This is a genomic window from Pedobacter humicola, assembly GCF_056490705.1.
The window spans coordinates 99,726-117,047 of the sequence record NZ_JBWJIG010000001.1; the positions used below are offsets into that span (position 1 = coordinate 99,726).

Below are 17,322 nucleotides of genomic sequence, written 5' to 3' on the forward strand. Positions count from 1 at the left end.
GAAATAATTGATGACAAAATTAAGCAGGTTAATACTTAATCAGTTCAATGATGTCGCGAACTTTATGATGATTCATGGATGTTTTATATAGTGCCGGAAACGAAAAAGCCTGAAATCTTACAATTTCAGGCTTTAATTTTTCTGCGGAAAGCGAGGGATTCGAACCCCCGGACCTGTTACAGTCAACAGTTTTCAAGACTGCCGCATTCGACCACTCTGCCAGCTTTCCGGAGGCAAAAGTACAAACTCTGGTTAAAACTGCAAAGGTCGTGGCTCTTTTTTTTATATAAACTTGATAATTCCTTAACACAGAGGAAGAAAAAATTATTTCTTTTGGATATTTTCTTCAATTGGCTCCGATTTTTTAAAAAGATTGAAGGTAGGGCGGATAATCTTCACACTTCTTTTGCTTACATCAACACTGGCATTCAACTCAAAACCGATCAATAAAATCAACGAATTTAAATAGAGCCAGATCATGACTACGATTAAAGTACCAATAGAGCCATATACCTTATTATAAGAACCAAAGTGGTTGATGTAGAATGAAAATCCCCAGATGGTTAGGAAGGCCAGGATAGTGGCAAGCCATGAGCCCGCGCTAAACAATCTCCATTTTTTTGAATGTGCCGGTCCATATCGATATAAGACGGATACCGTTAAAAAATATAAAATAGCCAGTAGTGCCCAACGGGTAAACTTTACCGCAAACACAAGAAAACTGTCTTTAATGTGTAGTTCGTTTGTGATCTTATTCAGTAAAAATTCGCCCAAAGCCATCGCACTGATGCAGATGATAATGGAAAAACAGATGATGGTGGTCAAAATGAGTGCAATCAAACGTTGTTTTACCCAACCCCGGGTTTCAATAATCAATGATGATTTGTTAAAAGCCTTCATCAGGTTTTTAACGCCGTTTGTGGCAAAAAATATGGCTGATAAAAAACCGAAAGATAACAATCCCCTATTCTGGTTTTTGATAATGTCTTTTAGGGTAGTTTCAAAGGCATCGAAGGCATTGTGCGGCAACACCAATTGGATTAAATTTAAAAGCTGGTCCTGGAAACCTTTGATTGGGATAAAAGGAATCAACGTAAACAGGAAGATAATTCCCGGGAAGATGGCCAGCATAAAACTATAAGCCAGTGACGACGATTTATTGACCAATGAATCTTTCCCGATTTCGCGAAAGAAAAATGTGGCTACTGTGTATAATGGGAGCGGGCTAAAACCGGGCAAAATACAGCCCTTAGTCCATTCGATAAACCGCGAATAGAGCTTAAGATGTAATAATTGCCGGTGTAACCATTCCATTGTAACTGTTAATTAAAAAATACCGATAACTTTTCCATAAAGTTTTCGGGTGGGTTGGTGGGTTTATTTTTTTTTATATCTACAAAAACAAGCGTAGTAGCCCCTATGTTGATCAGTTCTTCCTTTTCGTTATACAATTCGTAATCAAAGAAAATCCTGATGCCCGGCAAGGTTTTGATAATGGTTTTCACCGTGATTTCCTGATCGTAAAGCGCAGGTTTAATGTATTTGCATTTTAACTCCAGAACTGGCATCATAATTCCATCGGCTTCCATAGCGCTGTAACTCATGCCCAGGCTACGCAACATTTCCACCCGGCCAACTTCGTAATACTGTGCATAATTGCCGTAATACATGTAGCCCATTTGATCGGTTTCGCCGTAACGCACCCTGATTTTTGTACTGTGGCTATACATTATTTAAAGATGTTTCTTTTGTTTAAAGCATCACGATATTTCTTTGCATTGATTTCGTGCTGAGCTTTATCTGCTGCAAAGTTATGATAGCCAGAAAAATCTTCTTTGGCGCACATATAAATGTAATTGTTCTGGTCGCGGTTTAATACAGCATCTATCGCGTTTATACTTGGCATCATAATTGGCCCAGGGGGCAAACCGGCGTATTTATAGGTATTGTAAAGCGATTGTACCTGCAATAATCTTCCGGTAACCCGCTTCACGGTAAAATCGTTATTCGCAAAAATTACGGTCGGATCAGCCTGTAACAATATGCCCTTGTTTAAACGGTTAAGGTATAAGCCCGCTATAATGGGCATTTCTTTGTCGTAAAGCGCCTCAGCATCAACAATCGAAGCCAGTGTATATACCTGGGCAGGCGTAAGGTTTAAACTTGCCGCTTTTTGTTTACGGTCTGCCGTCCAGAATTTGTCATATTCCTTGTGCATCCGCTCAAAAAAATCAACCGGCGAAATATTCCAATACATTTCGTAGGTATTGGGAATAAACATGGCATACACATTATCCTGGTTGAAGCCATATTTGCTGATTAAAGCTGTTGAATCTAATACCTTAATGAAACTTAACGAATCAGCTTCCAGGTTGCTGGCCAGATAAGCAGCGAAATTTTCTTTCTTGCGGATATTGTGGAATTTCAGTTTAACCGGGTCCTGGTTACCTGCCTTAATTAAATTAATTAAGGTACGGTTCGTCATGCCTTTGGTAAGGCGGTAACGCCCTGGTTTTACTGTTGTGGCCAGGTTCATTTTTCCGGCAGCAGCTGTAAAAGTAGCGATGCTTTTTACCAGGTCTTTCTTTTTAATTTCGGCAACTAAATCGTCGTAGCTGCTTCCGGTTTTAATGTATAAATATTTTTGGTTTTCGGTAACGTTAGGGGCAAAGTAAAGCCTGTAAATGTTAAGCGCAAAGTAACCGGCAATTAAAATAACAACAAGCGCGATTACGATCGCCACTTTTTTGCCTGTACTCATGGTCTTTTTTTCTACTTCAGTCATCTGTAATTATGCGTATTTTATTGTTGTTTGTTAGATAGGGTAATGTTGATTTTCGTGCCAATGGCCACTTTGGTCACCGAATCAACCAGCATAGGGTCTTGTTTGGTAATAATGGCAGCGGCACTGTCGGTAATCGGACCATCATAAATAATGGTACCTAAGGTGAGGTTCGAGCCTCTCAGACTAAATTTAGCTTCATCCATGGTTAAACCCATTAATTGCGGGATGTCTACTTCTTCATTCCCACGCCCATCGCCTAAAACCAGATTAATCCTTGAGCCTACCGGTACAATCTGCCCGGCGGTTATCGGTTGACCACCAAAAGAGGCTTCCAAAACGACATCACGGCTTACATCAGGTTTGTAGGTGGTATCACCAAGTTTTAATCTCGAACTTTCTATAATGGCCTGTGCTTCGCGTAAGGTTTTAAACGCAACATCGGGGAATTTGGTATTCGGCGTTTTACCTGCGTTGATGGTAAGGTAAATGGTACGGTTATCTTTTACAAAAGTATTGGGATCGGGATCCTGATCGATTACCATTCCTGCAGGCTGATCCATAATGAAAACAGAATCTACTTCATATTTTAATCCGGCATCTTCCAGTTTTTTTACAGCCTGCTCAAAAGACAAACCTTTTACCATGGGCACATTTAGGCCCTGACCGTGTTTGGTGTAATATCTTAAACTAAAAAAGGCGATCAGTAAAAGTGCAACAACGGTGATTATAGCGGCTAAAATGTTGTTCCTAAACGATTTGGTTTTTAAATAATCTATAAATTTAGACATGAATCTTAATTTGGGTTATGCGTACAAGCTCAAATGTAACTATTTTAATTATCGAATGGAGGATAGAATCAAATTCGCCCACGCAATCATTCAATAATTCTCTCCTTTATTCATTTGATATTTCTATCCTTCAATATTATTAAAGCACAAAGATATTTATATTTTTGAGGATATATTTACATTCAATTTCAATTTAATAAAAGGATTTCTGACATGAAGAAAACGATTGCGTTGTTAACAGGCGGTACAACAGGCGAATGGGTTGTTTCGGTAAAAAGTGCAGCTACCATTGCCCAAAATATCGATCCAAACCTATATGATGTATATAAAATTATGCTGAACGACAAGGGATGGTTTTACGAACCTTCAGATTCTGTTAAAATTGATGTAGATAAAAATGATTTTTCCCTAACGCTTGATGGAAGAAAGATCAAGTTTGATGGGGTATTTATTGCCATTCATGGTTCGCCGGGCGAAGATGGCAAACTTCAGGGTTATTTCGATATGCTGGGAATTCCTTATACTACCTGTGATGCATTAACCTCATCAATTACAATGAATAAAGGTTATACCAAGGCTATTGTAGAGGGTATCGATCACCTCTATACGGCTAAGTCTGTTCAGATATTCAAAGGTGGAAATTACAGCTTAAATAAAATCAAGCAGGATTTAAAATTGCCGTACTTTGTTAAGCCGAACAGCGGCGGAAGCAGCATTGGCATGAGTAAGGTAAAACACGCTGATGATCTCGACAGCGCAATTGATAAAGCTTTTCAGGAAGATGATCAGATTTTGATTGAGGAGTTTGTAAGCGGGAGAGAGTTTTCGATCGGTGTTTTTGGCGCCGAAGGTAAAATTACCGTTTTGCCTACTACCGAAGTTATCCCGCAGAATGAATTTTTCGACTTTGAAGCGAAATATACGCCAGGATCAACCGAAGAAATTACACCTGGACGCATGAATGACGAAGAGTTGGTGCGTGTACAACAAGTAGTAACAGATGTATATAAAAAGTTAAATTGCAGGGGAGTGGTACGCGTTGATTATTTCCTGGAGCACGAAACAGGTAAATTCTATTTTATCGAGATCAATACCATCCCCGGACAAACGGCAACGAGCTTTATTCCACAACAGGTAGCTGCAATGGGTATTACACTGAAGGAGTTTTATACCCGTTTGATGAAGGAAACACTTGGCTAGGTTTTTAGTTCATAGTCAAAGGACCATTAAACCAATGACGATTAATCAATGACTAGTGAACTATCAAAAGGATGTTCTTATGGATAGGAGTTAAGAACATTCAGGATTGCGTCGTTTTGACTAATGATTGTTTACGTTTCATCAGGCCAACAATTAAATTAATTACGGGGAGCAATTGGACAAAAAGAAACCCTAGCCCAAGCGCGGCAAGTTGAGTGTTGAACCGTTTGAAATAAGCCAATGAACCTTCGTTGGTTAACTCAATTACTGCCCGCGACTTGATATAACTATATTGAATATATAAATAGGATAGAAGCAAAAGGATAGACAATAGGATGTGTAACCAACTCAAAGTATCCCAGGCCATGAACCGGCTAAGCAATCTATAGAATAAGGCTAAAATAAATAAAAGTATCACCCAAAATCTGATGAACTGGATATTTGTCATGATATAGTAGGTATCATGAAAATTAATGTCCAGGTTTGATACCGGGATAAAGAATGAAACGATCAGAAGGAGGGTAGCAAGTAAAACCAGAAAATTATAGGTCTTAAAGATTGTTTTCATTTTTATGTAGCATATTAGTTTGTTGGTCTGAGTGTTGACAAAGCACTTACTATGATAAATTTAAAAAAAAAATACCTGGGTTACAAGCAATTTGCAAGTGCAGTGACTGTCTTCCTGAGTGGCAAAAAATATCTAATAACCTTAATTAAATACTTCATTTATGCCATCAACCAAAGCCTTTACTTTGGCTTCCGAAGTAAGTTCATATTGGTATTCATCCTCGATACTGCCCATTTTGGTTTCAGTATTTCGGAACTCCATTTTACTCGCCACAAATTCTTTTGCTGAAGCGTGAAACTGTCTGGCTCCGGTTTGATCGATCAGGGCTTTGATGTTGTGTTCGTTTATTCCTGCACCTGGCATGATGGTAATACGCCCATTGGCTTTTTTCACCAGCTGGGCTAATTTTTCTGCACCTGAAATTGCTGATGGGGCACCGCCCGAGGTAAGTACCCGCTTAATCCTGAGCGCAATTAAATCTTCCAATGCCTGATCCATATCATTGCTCATGTCAAAAGCACGGTGGAAAGCAACCGCCATAGGTTTGGCCAGCTCAATCAGTTCGGCACATCTTTCTTTATCAATGGCACCATCTGCCTTAAGTATTCCGGTAACTATACCTTCACAATGTAATGATTTGCAGATTTTTATATCTTCCTTCATCAATTCAAACTCGATGTCGGAATATAAGAAATCACCACCACGCGGACGGATGATTGGCCACACTTCGATGGATAAGTTTTTCTTGGCGAGCGCAATCTGCGCATAGCTGGGGGTAGTACCGCCTTCTGCCAGATTATCGCAGAATTCGACCCTTTTGGCGCCACCGTTTTGAGCTGCAATCGCAGATTCGTAAGAGTTTGCACATACTTCCAGGCAAGCAATCGCGTCAACACTATTCATATTTTATAGATAATAATCCGATGACCTTAATTTAGTTTATTTTCTGGGATGTTGATTTAAAGCTAGTAGTAACTTTTACCTTTAATTAAAAGATCTTGTTTTTCTGCGTTGCAAACGGCGTAACTAAAGCCTTGTTGAATGGCATAGGCCCCATATTCGCCTTGTTTATTGATGGCTAAAAATCCCACCTGGATGTTTTTAGCTGTTTCTGGTTTCTTTTTGATGATGCGCATCACGGCTTCTTTGCAGGCCGCTTCAGGGGTATAACCCTGGCGCATTAACTCTACTACTAAAAAAGCGCCCACATTTCTGACAACTTCTTCGCCCACACCGGTTGAAGTTGCACCGCCAATTTCGTTATCTACATAGAGGCCGGCACCAATAATCGGACTATCGCCAATCCGGCCACGCAGTTTATAGGCCATGCCGCTCGTGGTACAGGCACCAGATATATTACCCTTGGCGTCGATGGCCAACATGCCGATGGTATCATGATTGTACTGGTTTCCGGGTAGTTTTTGTGGAGCTGCTTTTTCGTAAAGTTTATTTTCAATATTCATTACCGGTGCATACTTCGCTGTTTTTAACCATTCTTTCCAGGCTTTTTCGCTGGCAGGCGTTAGGAGGTTTTCTTTTTTGAAACCTTGTTCCAGGGCGAACTGCAACGCACCGTCGCCAGCCAACATCACATGTGGTGTTTTCTCCATCACCTTTCGGGCTACGGAAATAGGATGTTTGATATGCTCTAGCGCTAAAACAGCACCACAATTGCCGAGCTCGTCCATAATACAGGCGTCGAGGGTAACATGGCCATCCCGATCGGGCAAACCACCATATCCGACAGATTGATTTTTTTCATCTGCTTCTGGCACCCAAACGCCTTGTTCAACAGCATCTAAAGCACGCCCGCCTGATGACAACACTTTCCAGGCATCGGCATTAGCGGCAATCCCAAAATCCCAGGTAGAAATTACAATGGGAAAATTGCCTGCTTGGTTGGCTTTTTGTGGAACTATTTCTGCGATGCTATTTTTATCAATGGCCAACAATCCGGCAGATAGGGCAGATGCTTTTATAAATTTACGGCGGTTAAACATGGGATGGTTATTTGTTTTGTCGGTTAACTGTTGGATTGGTTAACTGGTTAATCGTTTAATTAAGAGATTAATCCAGTTTGAAAAATAGGATTTGATTATAGGTAATAAGTCAATTGGTCGATTGCCCTTGTTTGATCATTGTAGTTTGTACTTTGGTGATGACTAACAATTGATCATTAATCAGTGATTGTAAACCTGTCAGCATCTTTTAAAAATGGAAATTGCCTTCTGATTTTTACCAGTTCTTCATAATTAATACTGAAAGTATATAAATCTTCATCTTCAGGTTTGTAATAAACGGTATTGCCATAAGGATCTAAACACATGGATAATCCACTATGATAAATTTGGTTTCCATCATGGCCAACACGGTTCACGGCAATTACATAACTTTGGTTTTCGATTGCTCTGGCCGGAATTAAGGCTTTCCAGTGTGCCGAACGTTTGTCAGGCCAGTTGGCCACCAAAAGCAGAATGTCGTATTCCTGATCTACATTGCGTAGCCAAACCGGGAAACGAAGATCATAACAGATGGCCAACCTGATTTTCCAGCCTTTTAATTCTACAATCAACTTTTCTTTTCCCGGACTGAAGTGGTGGTCTTCATCTCCCATTCCAAACAAGTGACGTTTATCATAATGCTGGTGTTTGCCATCCGGCTCCATCCAGATTAAACGGTTAAAATATTGATTGTTTTCTTTTATAATTAAGCTTCCGGTAACCACACAATTGTATTGGTGCGCCATTTTTTGCATCCATTGCATGGTTTTTCCGCCCATTTCTTCGGCTAAAGCCTCAGAATTCATGCTAAAGCCCGTATTGAACATCTCAGGTAAAACAATAATGTCTGTTTTCTCCCGAACACCCATCGATAGTCGAAGGGCCAGATTTAAGAGGTTTTTCTCGATGTTTTCCCAAAAAAGATAGGCCTGAAAGACAGTTACTTTCAGATTTTCTATTTGAGTGTAAACAGGTGCTTCCATTTTTGTTATTTGGGATGGTTAAACATTTTTTAATTTCTCTGCCGCCGAGGCAAGCGTAGTGTTTTCTTTTGCAAAACAGAGCCTGATAATTTTATGGTCGGTAGCTTTCTGATAAAATGCAGAAACTGGAATAGTGGCCACTCCAAATTCTTTAATTAGCTTTATACTGAAATCGGTATCTTTTTCATCGCTAATACCGCTATAACTCACACATTGAAAATAAGATCCGTTGCAGGGCAGGAGGGTAAACCTGCTTTCGGCTAATAGCCCTCTAAAATAATCCCTTTTCTGTTGAAAGAAACTGGCTAATCCGCTATAATTTTTGGGTTCTTCAATGTAACTGGCAATAGCTTGCTGCATGGGACTATTAACGCTGAAAACATTAAATTGGTGTACTTTTCTAAATTCTTTTGTTAGCATCTCGGGGGCCAAACAATAGCCCAGCTTCCAGCCGGTGGCATGTAAAAGCTTGCCAAAGGAGGCTACAATGAAGCTTCGCTTTCTTAATTCCGGATAAAGCATCACACTTTGGTGTTTTTGTTCATCATAAATTAAATGTTCGTAAACCTCGTCGCTTAATATTAAAATATCAGTCCCACTGATCAATTTAATGAGCGATTCCATATCCTCAGGCGATAAAATACTGCCTGTAGGGTTATGGGGCGTATTTAAGATAATCATCCGCGTGCGTGCCGTAAACAGCTTCTTCACCATGTCCCAATCAATACCATAAGTAGGTGGGGCAAGCTCATAGGTTTTAACCAAACCGCCTAAAAGCCTAACCGTGGGGGCATAGCTATCGTAAGCGGGCTCGAAAATAATTACTTCATCCCCTGCATTGATAATGGCCGCCAGAGCGGTGAATATAGCCTGTGTTCCACCAGCAGTAACAGTGATTTCCGTTTCCGGATTATATTTTATGTTGTAAAGTCTTTCAACTTTATCGGCAATGGTTTCCTTTAAGAAAAAAGAACCAGGCATTGGCGCATATTGGTTAAAACCATCTTTCATGGCCTTATTTACCAGTTCTATCAATTTTGGGTCGCAGGCGTAGTCGGGAAATCCCTGTGATAAATTAATGGCGTTATGTTCTGCCGCAAGTTTGCTCATCACCGAAAAAATAGTGGTGCTCACTCCTGGAAGTTTTGATTGTATATTCAGCATCGTATAAGCGAAAATAGGAAAAAAAAGCTTAAACCCTAAAGGCCGTTAGCAAAAGCTAGTCTGAATAAAGGACAAATCCTCTGTTTTTTTCTTAAAATTAGCCCTACAGAATATTTTTTGTAAACGAAAAGACATTTTGTTTTTCTATCGATCTCATTAAACCCTTGCTTTAACGAACGTCAATAACATAAACCCAAAAAAGTTTGATCAGAATGGTTTAATAGTACAAACCATGTATCATTTCAAATATATTTCGGCCTTATTTAAAATTATTCCAGATAAACTGTTTTCTTTGCATATAAAATCTCCAATCATCCAAAATATATGAAGTTTAAACACTTAATTTCTGCTTTTTTAGTGGTGATAACTGCTTCCGCATTTATTAGTCCAAAAAAAGCATTGCAAACTTTCGTTTCCAACTACGAAAATGTACTGGGTACCTCCTTAGAATTAAAATTTAAGGCAAATAATCAGGCCGATGCAGACTTGGCTGAAGAAAACGCATTAAAAGAAATAGATCGTTTGGATGGTATTTTAAGTGCTTACAAAACAACAAGCGAGTTTAATAAATGGATGAGCAATGGGAAAAAGACCACCAAAGTTTCATCTGAATTATTTGAGGTTTTGCAACAGTTCGAAGATTATAAGGACCTAACCCATGGGGCGCTCGACGCTTCGGCAGCAGTAATTGGAAATGTTTGGAAAAAAGCAGCAGTTGAGCATCGTTTGCCTTCAACTCTAGAGTTGCAAAATGCGGTTACTTTAGTGAAACAAAAACATTATGTGCTGGATGAAAAAAACAAAACTGCTACACGCTTGGATGAGGTGCCTTTGGCTTTGAATTCTTTTGCAAAGAGTTATATTATCAATAAAGCTGCCGAAAAGGCAATGCAAAGTGAGGGGATTGAAGGTGTAGTGGTCAATATTGGCGGTGATATGGTAATTAAGGGAAATCAACCAGAGGCAATTGAAATTGCCAACCCTAAGGCAGATGCCGAAAATGATGTTGCTTTAACCACGCTAAAAGTTTCGAATATGGCGGTGGCTACCAGCGGGAATTACCGCAGAGGTTTCAATGTAAATGGAAAATGGTATTCACATATTGTAGACCCACGAACGGGAAACCCTGCTGCAGACATCATCAGTGCTACTGTAATTGCAGCTGATGCAAGCGAAGCGGGTGCTTTAGCAACCTCTTTTAATGTACTTTCTGTTTCAGAAATTGAAAAGCTAACCAAAAACAGAACCGATATTGCCTATTTATTGGTGACGAAGGAAGGAAAAGAGATTAAAAGCAGCGAGTGGACAAAATATGAGGTTGTTTTAAATAAATCAGTAAATGTATTACCAAAAACAAGCAAAGCCGATAAACCCTGGAATACCAAATATGAATTGTTGGTAAACTTAGAAATTGCGAATATCGAATCAACAGATGGGAAACGTGTTCGCCGTCCTTTTGTTGCCGTTTGGGTAGAAGATGCCGCCAAAACGCCTGTACGTAACCTGGCCATTTGGTACAATAAACCACGCTGGTTGCCAGATTTAAAATCGTGGAACCGTGCCAATGGCGACGAATTTAGAAAAGCAGAAGCAGGTAAATTGAGTTCAACGAGTTCGGCTACCCGCGGTCCTGGTAAGTATAGTTTATCTTGGGACGGTAAGGATGATAGCGGAAAACTGGTAAAAGCAGGTTTATACACTGTTTTTATTGAAGTGGCACGTGAACATGGAACCTACCAGGTAATTTCTAAAGAAATGAAGTTTACCGGTTCGGCGCAAAAAGTAGAATTAACCCCAAATACAGAATTAGCATCAGCATCTCTTGACTACAGAAAAATCGCAAAAAAATAATATCATTGCCGCACCTTCTGGCCTTGGAAAAAAGCCGGTAAAAAAGGATAGCGGGAAGGGAAAGGGCAAAAAGCGTTTAGCGGGTTTATCACGCTGGTTGCACATCTATCTATCGATGGTAAGTTTTACCATTCTGTTGTTTTTCGCAGTATCGGGTTTGACTTTAAACCATGCAGACTGGTTTACTTCTGGAAAGGAAGTGGTTGTTAAAGATTCTGGTTCGGTCGATTTGAAATGGGTTAATCAACCGGATACCAATAAGATCAATAAACTGCAGATTGTTGAGTTTTTCAGAAACAAACATGAAGTAAAGGGCGCATTGAGCGATTTCAGGATCGACGACCGCGAGCTGAGCTTAACTTTTAACGGCCCCGGTTACCTTGCTGATTCTTTTATCGACCGCGAAACGGGTAAGTATGAATTAACTACCACAAGGTTTGGTGCGGTAGCGGTGATAAACGATCTGCACAAGGGCCGGGATTCTGGCAAAGCCTGGTCCTGGATTATTGATATCTCGGCCGTGCTGATGACCTTGGTTTCCATATCTGGCATCATTCTGATCTGTTTTATCAAAAAGAAACGGCTAAGCGGTTTTATTATCGCCGCTGTAGGAACAATTATATGCTACCTGATCTATAAATTGTTTGTACCCTAGTTGACTACGAAGGCACGAAGGGCGTTATCATGGTGTTCTTTGTGCCTTTAGTAAAAAACAAGCATAGTAAGCTTAATGCGCTATCACAGCCGAATCAGACGATGCTTCCACTTCTGTGGTAATAAATCTTCTGCCGATTAATAAACAAGCTAAAGCGATAAATGCAGCAGCCGTCATGACCAGTGGCATGGGTACAACCGAATGTTCACTGAATAAACTCACCAACACCGAAGCCAAAGCACCTAATCCCATTTGCAGAGCACCCATTAACGCCGATGCGCTACCTGCATTCTTGGTAAAGGGTGCCAGCGATAAAGCAGCAGCGTTGGGATTGATCAAGCCTAAACAGGCTAAAAATAAAGCAATAAAGCCGATGGTAGAATATAAATTCAACCAGTTATTTAGCGCGAAAATTAAGAAAATCAGACTGAAAATACATTGTGCAATAAGTGCATAAGTGACGATTTTCTTACTGGTAAACCACCTCAATATTAGGCTGTTCACCTGACTTGATCCAATAAAGGATACAGAAAGCAGTGCGAAGATCCAGCCGTAACCTGTTTTGCTTACCTCATAAATTTTCATAAATACCTGCGGCGATGAAGATACATAAGCGAATAAACCAGAAAAAGTAACTGAACTGATGAGCGCATAGGTGTAAAATTGTGGCTCCTTTAAAACCATTAGGAAATTGGTTAAAATAGGCTTTGGTTTTAAAGAGTAATTTGGATCGGGCTTATAACTCTCAGGTAATTTAAAAATAGAAGCCAGAAGCATTAAAACAGCCATTAATCCTAAAAATACAAATACATATTTCCAGCCTAATGCCGAAATTAAATAGCCACCAGCGGTTGGGGCAAGCATTGGTGAAACGGCAATAACCAACATTAATGAAGCAAATACCTTAGGACTTTCTTCTACAGAAAATAAATCTCTTACCATAGCAACCGATGCTACAGCGGTGGCACAGCTTCCAATGGCCTGTACAAAACGTAAAACAATCAATTGGTTTACATCGGTTACGGCTAAACACAAGAATGAAGCGATTATATATAATGCCAAACCAAAGTATAAGGGTTTCTTTCTTCCGTATTTATCCAAAAGTGGTCCATACAATAACTGTCCGGCAGAAATTCCGATAAAAAAACTGGATAATGAAAGTGCTACGGTAGATTCGGTACTTTTTAAATCTTTCGCAATATCAACGAAACCAGGTAGGTACATGTCAATAGAGAACGGACCAAGTGCAGCCAATGAACCTAAAATAAGTATCAGATAGAAGTGTTGTTTTTTAGCCATGAAGATTACCGGATTTTGATGCCGCAAAGATTGGGACATTTAATTTCTTAACCTATTTTTATGGTCGAACGATTGTAAAAATCACATTTTTTGTGGAAACTAATTACTCAGTGGAGTGCATGCGTAATCTTTATGTTATCTCTGCTAAAAATGCGATAATCGCTATGCTAAATCTGCTATTTATTTATAGATTTATAGTCTATGACTTTTAAAACGAAAGAAAGCCGTTTACTACTCATTCTGGGTAGCTTTTTTGTAGCAAACGCTATATTATCAGAATTTATTGGCGTTAAGTTATTCAGTGTAGAGGAAACATTGGGCATAAAAAAGTTCGATATCAACTTGCTTGGTGTGCCAAATTTATCATTTGTGATGTCGGCAGGGGTTTTAACCTGGCCGATCATTTTCATCATGACGGATATTATAAATGAATATTTTGGTGTAAAACAGGTTCGTTTTCTTTCCATCATGACCTCAATTTTAATTGCTTTTGCCTTTATGGTGGTTTGGGGATCGATGCATTTGAGTGCTGCAGATTTTTGGGTCCATCAAAAAATTAATGGCGAAGACCTCAATATGAATAATGCCTTCGCGGGGATATTCGGACAGGGCATGTGGATCATCGTCGGTTCCATCACTGCTTTTATAATCGGTCAGCTGGCGGATGTGTTGATTTTCCATCGGATTAAGAAGATTACCGGAGAACGGGCCTTATGGTTACGCGCTACAGGTTCAACGCTGGTTTCGCAGTTAATTGATAGTTTTGTGGTGATCTTTATTGCCTTTTATTTGAATCCACAGTATCATTACAGCTGGCAAATGGTTGCCGCAATTGGCTTGGTGAATTACACTTATAAATTTGTGGTCGCCATTTTAATGACACCAATTTTATATGTGGTACATGCGATTATTGACGGTTATTTAGGAAAAGACCTTGCGCATAAACTGATCAAAATGGCTGGCAGGGGATAAGTTTTGAAGATAAATTAACCAAATAACATACTATGAGACTAAACATTGTAATGCTACTGGCGGTACTTTCGCTTTCATCGTGCGCCAGTAAAGATGATAATAAGAAAGAAGGGATTGATATTCAGGGTACCTGGCAATTGTTTTCAGCTACCACTATCGAAAATGGGAAAAGCCAGACCACAGACTATTCCGGCGACTTAAAAATGATCAAAATTATTAACGGTACGCATTTTGCATTTTTAAAACATAGTATTAACCCGAAAGATACGAGCAGCTTCGATGCGGGCGGAGGAAGCTATACATTAGATAAAGACGATTATACCGAACATCTGGAATATTATAAAAACAAAGACTGGGAAGGCAAGACTTTTAAATTTAAACTCACCATCAATAAGGATACTTTGAGTCAGAAAGGTGTGGAGAAGGTAGAAAAAGCAGGGGTGGACCGGGTAATTATCGAGAAATATATTAAGGTAAAATAATAAACGCAAAAGGTCGGACTCGCTCCGACCTTTGTACTTAACAACAAAACAAATAAAAAAATTAACCTTAAAAAATAAGTTATAGGCTTGCCAATTCCTGGGCAAAAACATTTTCACTCAATTGCTCTTGTTTATAAATCTGTCTGCCAGTATAGGCCACAAAAACAGATTCATCCAAAAGCAGATCGCGGTTTTTAATTAAACTTTCTAACTTAACCGTTCCAACCACATATTTATAACTGCTGGCCGCATAACGTTCGCTGATGTTATCAAATTCCAATAGCGTAATCAGATCTTCGTCAGCGTAACGCAGATAAATTTCCAATAAAATATCTTCCGTATGTTTTACACCATTTTCTGAATGGTATTTCTTGTACTCATAACGATAATCGTAACGCAATGCTGCAATATCCGAAAGTACAGCAGCTCCGGTAGGGTGGCCACCAGCACCTTTTCCATAGAAAAACTGTTTATCTGCAAAGGCTGCCTGTACCGCAACAGCATTGTATTCATTTTCTACGTTATACAAGAAATCATCTTTAGCTACAAGTTTAGGCAACACATAGGTGACGATATCTTTTGTGTTTACCTTGCGCGCAGTAGGAACCAATTTGATTTTAAAGTTTTTCTCACGCGCGTATTTAATGTCGTGTTGAGAAAGATTTTGAATCCCGATATTTAAAATGGCGTCAGGGTTTACAAATAATCCGTAAGCATGTGCCGTAGCAATGGCCAGTTTATATTTTGGGTCGTAACCACCCACATCCAGAATTGGATCTGTTTCGGCGAAGCCTAAATCTTGCGCTTCTTTTAATGCCGAATCGTAATTCTGGTTCTCGTTAAATATTTTAGATAAAATATAATTGGAAGAGCCATTGAAAATACCACTCAAGGCGTGGAACAATTCGTTATCATAATATTCTTCCAGGTTGCGGATGATTGGAATACTACCACATACAGCGCCTTCGTATAATAAAGAAGTGCCATATTCCTGTTGTAAGTCTACCAGCTCCTTTAAATGCGTGGCAATCATTTTTTTATTGGCGGAAACTACATTTTTGCCATTTTTTAATGCTGTAGTTACAATTTCATAAGCGGCATCAGCATCATTGATCAGTTCTACTATCGTATTGATCTCCGTATTGTTCAGGATTTCGTTGCGATCGGTCGTAAAGAGATCTTTATTTAAGGTACGTTTCTTTCTTGGGTCTTTTATCGCAATTTTAATGATCTCCAGGTTCAGGTTCTGGCTTTGGATAATATCCAATAAACCTTGTCCCACAACGCCGAAACCAAATAAACCGATTTTTAAATTCTTACTCATTATTACTTTTGTGATTACACAGGTAGCGGAATTACACCGATTAACTGTATTTATATTATATTATTTTTTTGTTGAATTTTGTTGTACAAATTTTAGCAGTTTCTGTTGTTCTAATCCCTAACCTTCTGCCTTTCTAAGCCGTATGCTGCAATTTAATAATCTTCTTATCCCGGCTTTCTTTAATGAAGTTCCCGATCACATTGGTTAACGCATCCGTTTCGATTAAGAAACCATCATGACCGTAATCAGAATGTAAGGCACTAAATTCTGCCCTCGGGATATGATCAGCTAAATACTTTTGCTCTGAGATAGGAAACAATACATCATTTTCTATTCCAATGACCAGGGTATTGGCGGTGATTAGTTTTAATGCATCGGCAATACTTTTGCGGTTACGGCCAACGTTGTGGCTATCCATCGCCTTGGTTAAATAATAATAACTATAGGCATTAAAGCGGTTGATCAGTTTTTCACCCTGATAATTCTGGTAGGAAGATGACCTGAAATTGTCGGTTTTATCGTTTACGCTTTCTACCTGTGTGCTGCCATAAGCGTTGTATGTTCTGTAACTTAAAAGTGCAATGCTACGCGCTGTTTTTAAACCTTTGCTACCTCCATTTGGCTGGTTGGCATAAAAAGTTCTGTCGGTAGTGATGGCCAAGCGCTGACTTTCATTAAAAGCAATTCCCCAAGGAGAATGCGCGGCATTTGTGGCAATCAAGATCAGGTTTTCGATTTTATTGGGTTCTGAAATGCTCCACTCAACGGCTTGTTGTCCGCCTAATGAACCTCCAATTAACAATTTGATATCTTCTATCCCCAAATGTGCAGCCAGCAGTTGGTGAGCTGACACCAGGTCGCGGATGGTAAACTGCGGAAATGAAAGGTAATAAGGCAAACCATTTACAGGGTTGGTGCTCAATGGATTTGTACTTCCATAGTGCGAGCCCAAAACATTTGCACAAACGATGTAATGGTCTTCCGGATTGAATAAGGCATTTTGACCGAATAAACCTTCCCACCATTCAAAAACATCGGCATTGGCGGTAAGCGCATGGCACACCCAGATTACGTTATCTTTATTCGCATTTATTTTGCCATAAGTTTGATAAGCAATTTGCAGGTTGCGGATCTTTTTCCCGCTTTCTAATTTGAACTGTTTATTGTAACTATATGTAGCTCCTAAATCCCCTGAGGAGGACTTTGAAGTGCTATCGTTTTTACTGTTATGCATTTTTGTAATGTTGTTGT

Annotated in this window: 17 protein-coding genes and 1 tRNA gene; 5 read left to right on the top strand and 13 right to left on the bottom strand. The window is 39.4% G+C overall.

Annotation, left to right across the window (positions count from 1 at the left end; all coding sequences use genetic code 11):
- Nucleotides 1-144 precede the first annotated feature (144 nt).
- The 5 genes from AC04Q1_RS00450 to AC04Q1_RS00470 form a co-directional block, all read right to left on the bottom strand.
- Nucleotides 145-229, bottom strand: a tRNA-Ser gene (locus tag AC04Q1_RS00450).
- A 95-nt stretch (nucleotides 230-324) separates the two neighbouring features.
- Entirely contained in the window at nucleotides 325-1,314 is a 990-nt protein-coding gene (locus AC04Q1_RS00455; protein ID WP_478360768.1) for a YihY/virulence factor BrkB family protein, read from the bottom strand.
- An 8-nt stretch (nucleotides 1,315-1,322) separates the two neighbouring features.
- A complete protein-coding gene (locus AC04Q1_RS00460; RefSeq protein WP_478360770.1) occupies nucleotides 1,323-1,730 on the bottom strand; it encodes an acyl-CoA thioesterase in 408 nt (135 codons plus the stop codon).
- Nucleotides 1,730-2,785: an endolytic transglycosylase MltG gene (gene mltG, locus AC04Q1_RS00465; protein ID WP_478360772.1), complete on the bottom strand. Its 1,056-nt coding sequence runs from the start codon at nucleotides 2,783-2,785 to the stop codon at nucleotides 1,730-1,732. Before mltG ends, AC04Q1_RS00460 begins: the two co-directional genes overlap by 1 nt.
- 17 nt (nucleotides 2,786-2,802) lie before the next feature.
- The gene (locus AC04Q1_RS00470; RefSeq protein ID WP_478360774.1) at nucleotides 2,803-3,573 is read right to left on the bottom strand and encodes a PASTA domain-containing protein; all 771 of its coding nucleotides are present in this window, start codon (nucleotides 3,571-3,573) and stop codon (nucleotides 2,803-2,805) included.
- Between the two features lie 213 nt (nucleotides 3,574-3,786).
- Between AC04Q1_RS00470 and AC04Q1_RS00475 the strand changes: the two genes are divergently transcribed.
- Entirely contained in the window at nucleotides 3,787-4,773 is a 987-nt protein-coding gene (locus tag AC04Q1_RS00475; protein WP_478360776.1) for a D-alanine--D-alanine ligase, read from the top strand.
- Nucleotides 4,774-4,873: 100 nt separating this feature from the next.
- Here the strand turns inward: AC04Q1_RS00475 and AC04Q1_RS00480 are convergent, their stop codons facing one another.
- The 5 genes from AC04Q1_RS00480 to AC04Q1_RS00500 all read right to left on the bottom strand — a co-directional run bounded on the left by AC04Q1_RS00480 (nucleotide 4,874) and on the right by AC04Q1_RS00500 (nucleotide 9,488).
- Nucleotides 4,874-5,341, bottom strand: coding sequence for a hypothetical protein (locus AC04Q1_RS00480; protein WP_478360778.1), 468 nt, complete (start codon nucleotides 5,339-5,341; stop codon nucleotides 4,874-4,876).
- A gap of 141 nt (nucleotides 5,342-5,482) precedes the next feature.
- Entirely contained in the window at nucleotides 5,483-6,244 is a 762-nt protein-coding gene (locus tag AC04Q1_RS00485) for a copper homeostasis protein CutC (protein ID WP_478360780.1), read from the bottom strand.
- A 62-nt stretch (nucleotides 6,245-6,306) separates the two neighbouring features.
- Nucleotides 6,307-7,341, bottom strand: a complete 1,035-nt coding sequence (locus tag AC04Q1_RS00490) for a glycosylasparaginase (protein WP_478360782.1) — start codon at nucleotides 7,339-7,341, stop codon at nucleotides 6,307-6,309.
- Nucleotides 7,342-7,517: 176 nt separating this feature from the next.
- A complete protein-coding gene (locus tag AC04Q1_RS00495; protein ID WP_478360784.1) occupies nucleotides 7,518-8,324 on the bottom strand; it encodes an amidohydrolase in 807 nt (268 codons plus the stop codon).
- Between the two features lie 18 nt (nucleotides 8,325-8,342).
- Nucleotides 8,343-9,488 (bottom strand): methionine aminotransferase, encoded by a 1,146-nt coding sequence (locus AC04Q1_RS00500; RefSeq protein WP_478360785.1) that lies wholly within the window; start codon nucleotides 9,486-9,488, stop codon nucleotides 8,343-8,345.
- A gap of 324 nt (nucleotides 9,489-9,812) precedes the next feature.
- Here AC04Q1_RS00500 and AC04Q1_RS00505 point away from each other — a divergent pair, with 324 nt between their 5' ends.
- A complete protein-coding gene (locus AC04Q1_RS00505) occupies nucleotides 9,813-11,339 on the top strand; it encodes a DUF2271 domain-containing protein (protein ID WP_478360787.1) in 1,527 nt (508 codons plus the stop codon).
- Nucleotides 11,311-11,994 (top strand): PepSY-associated TM helix domain-containing protein, encoded by a 684-nt coding sequence (locus tag AC04Q1_RS00510; protein ID WP_478360789.1) that lies wholly within the window; start codon nucleotides 11,311-11,313, stop codon nucleotides 11,992-11,994. Before AC04Q1_RS00505 ends, AC04Q1_RS00510 begins: the two co-directional genes overlap by 29 nt.
- A gap of 72 nt (nucleotides 11,995-12,066) precedes the next feature.
- Here AC04Q1_RS00510 and AC04Q1_RS00515 read toward each other — a convergent pair whose 3' ends face one another.
- A complete protein-coding gene (locus tag AC04Q1_RS00515) occupies nucleotides 12,067-13,293 on the bottom strand; it encodes a multidrug effflux MFS transporter (protein WP_478360791.1) in 1,227 nt (408 codons plus the stop codon).
- Nucleotides 13,294-13,494: 201 nt separating this feature from the next.
- Here AC04Q1_RS00515 and AC04Q1_RS00520 point away from each other — a divergent pair, with 201 nt between their 5' ends.
- Nucleotides 13,495-14,265, top strand: a complete 771-nt coding sequence (locus AC04Q1_RS00520; RefSeq protein ID WP_478360794.1) for a queuosine precursor transporter — start codon at nucleotides 13,495-13,497, stop codon at nucleotides 14,263-14,265.
- 32 nt (nucleotides 14,266-14,297) lie between these two features.
- Entirely contained in the window at nucleotides 14,298-14,747 is a 450-nt protein-coding gene (locus tag AC04Q1_RS00525; RefSeq protein WP_478360796.1) for a hypothetical protein, read from the top strand.
- A 79-nt stretch (nucleotides 14,748-14,826) separates the two neighbouring features.
- Here the strand turns inward: AC04Q1_RS00525 and AC04Q1_RS00530 are convergent, their stop codons facing one another.
- Both AC04Q1_RS00530 and AC04Q1_RS00535 read right to left on the bottom strand, forming a co-directional pair.
- On the bottom strand, nucleotides 14,827-16,071 hold the full coding sequence (locus AC04Q1_RS00530) for a homoserine dehydrogenase (RefSeq protein WP_478360798.1): 1,245 nt from the start codon (nucleotides 16,069-16,071) through the stop codon (nucleotides 14,827-14,829).
- 133 nt (nucleotides 16,072-16,204) lie between these two features.
- Entirely contained in the window at nucleotides 16,205-17,305 is a 1,101-nt protein-coding gene (locus AC04Q1_RS00535; RefSeq protein ID WP_478360800.1) for a homoserine O-acetyltransferase family protein, read from the bottom strand.
- Between the last annotated feature and the right edge of the window lie 17 nt (nucleotides 17,306-17,322).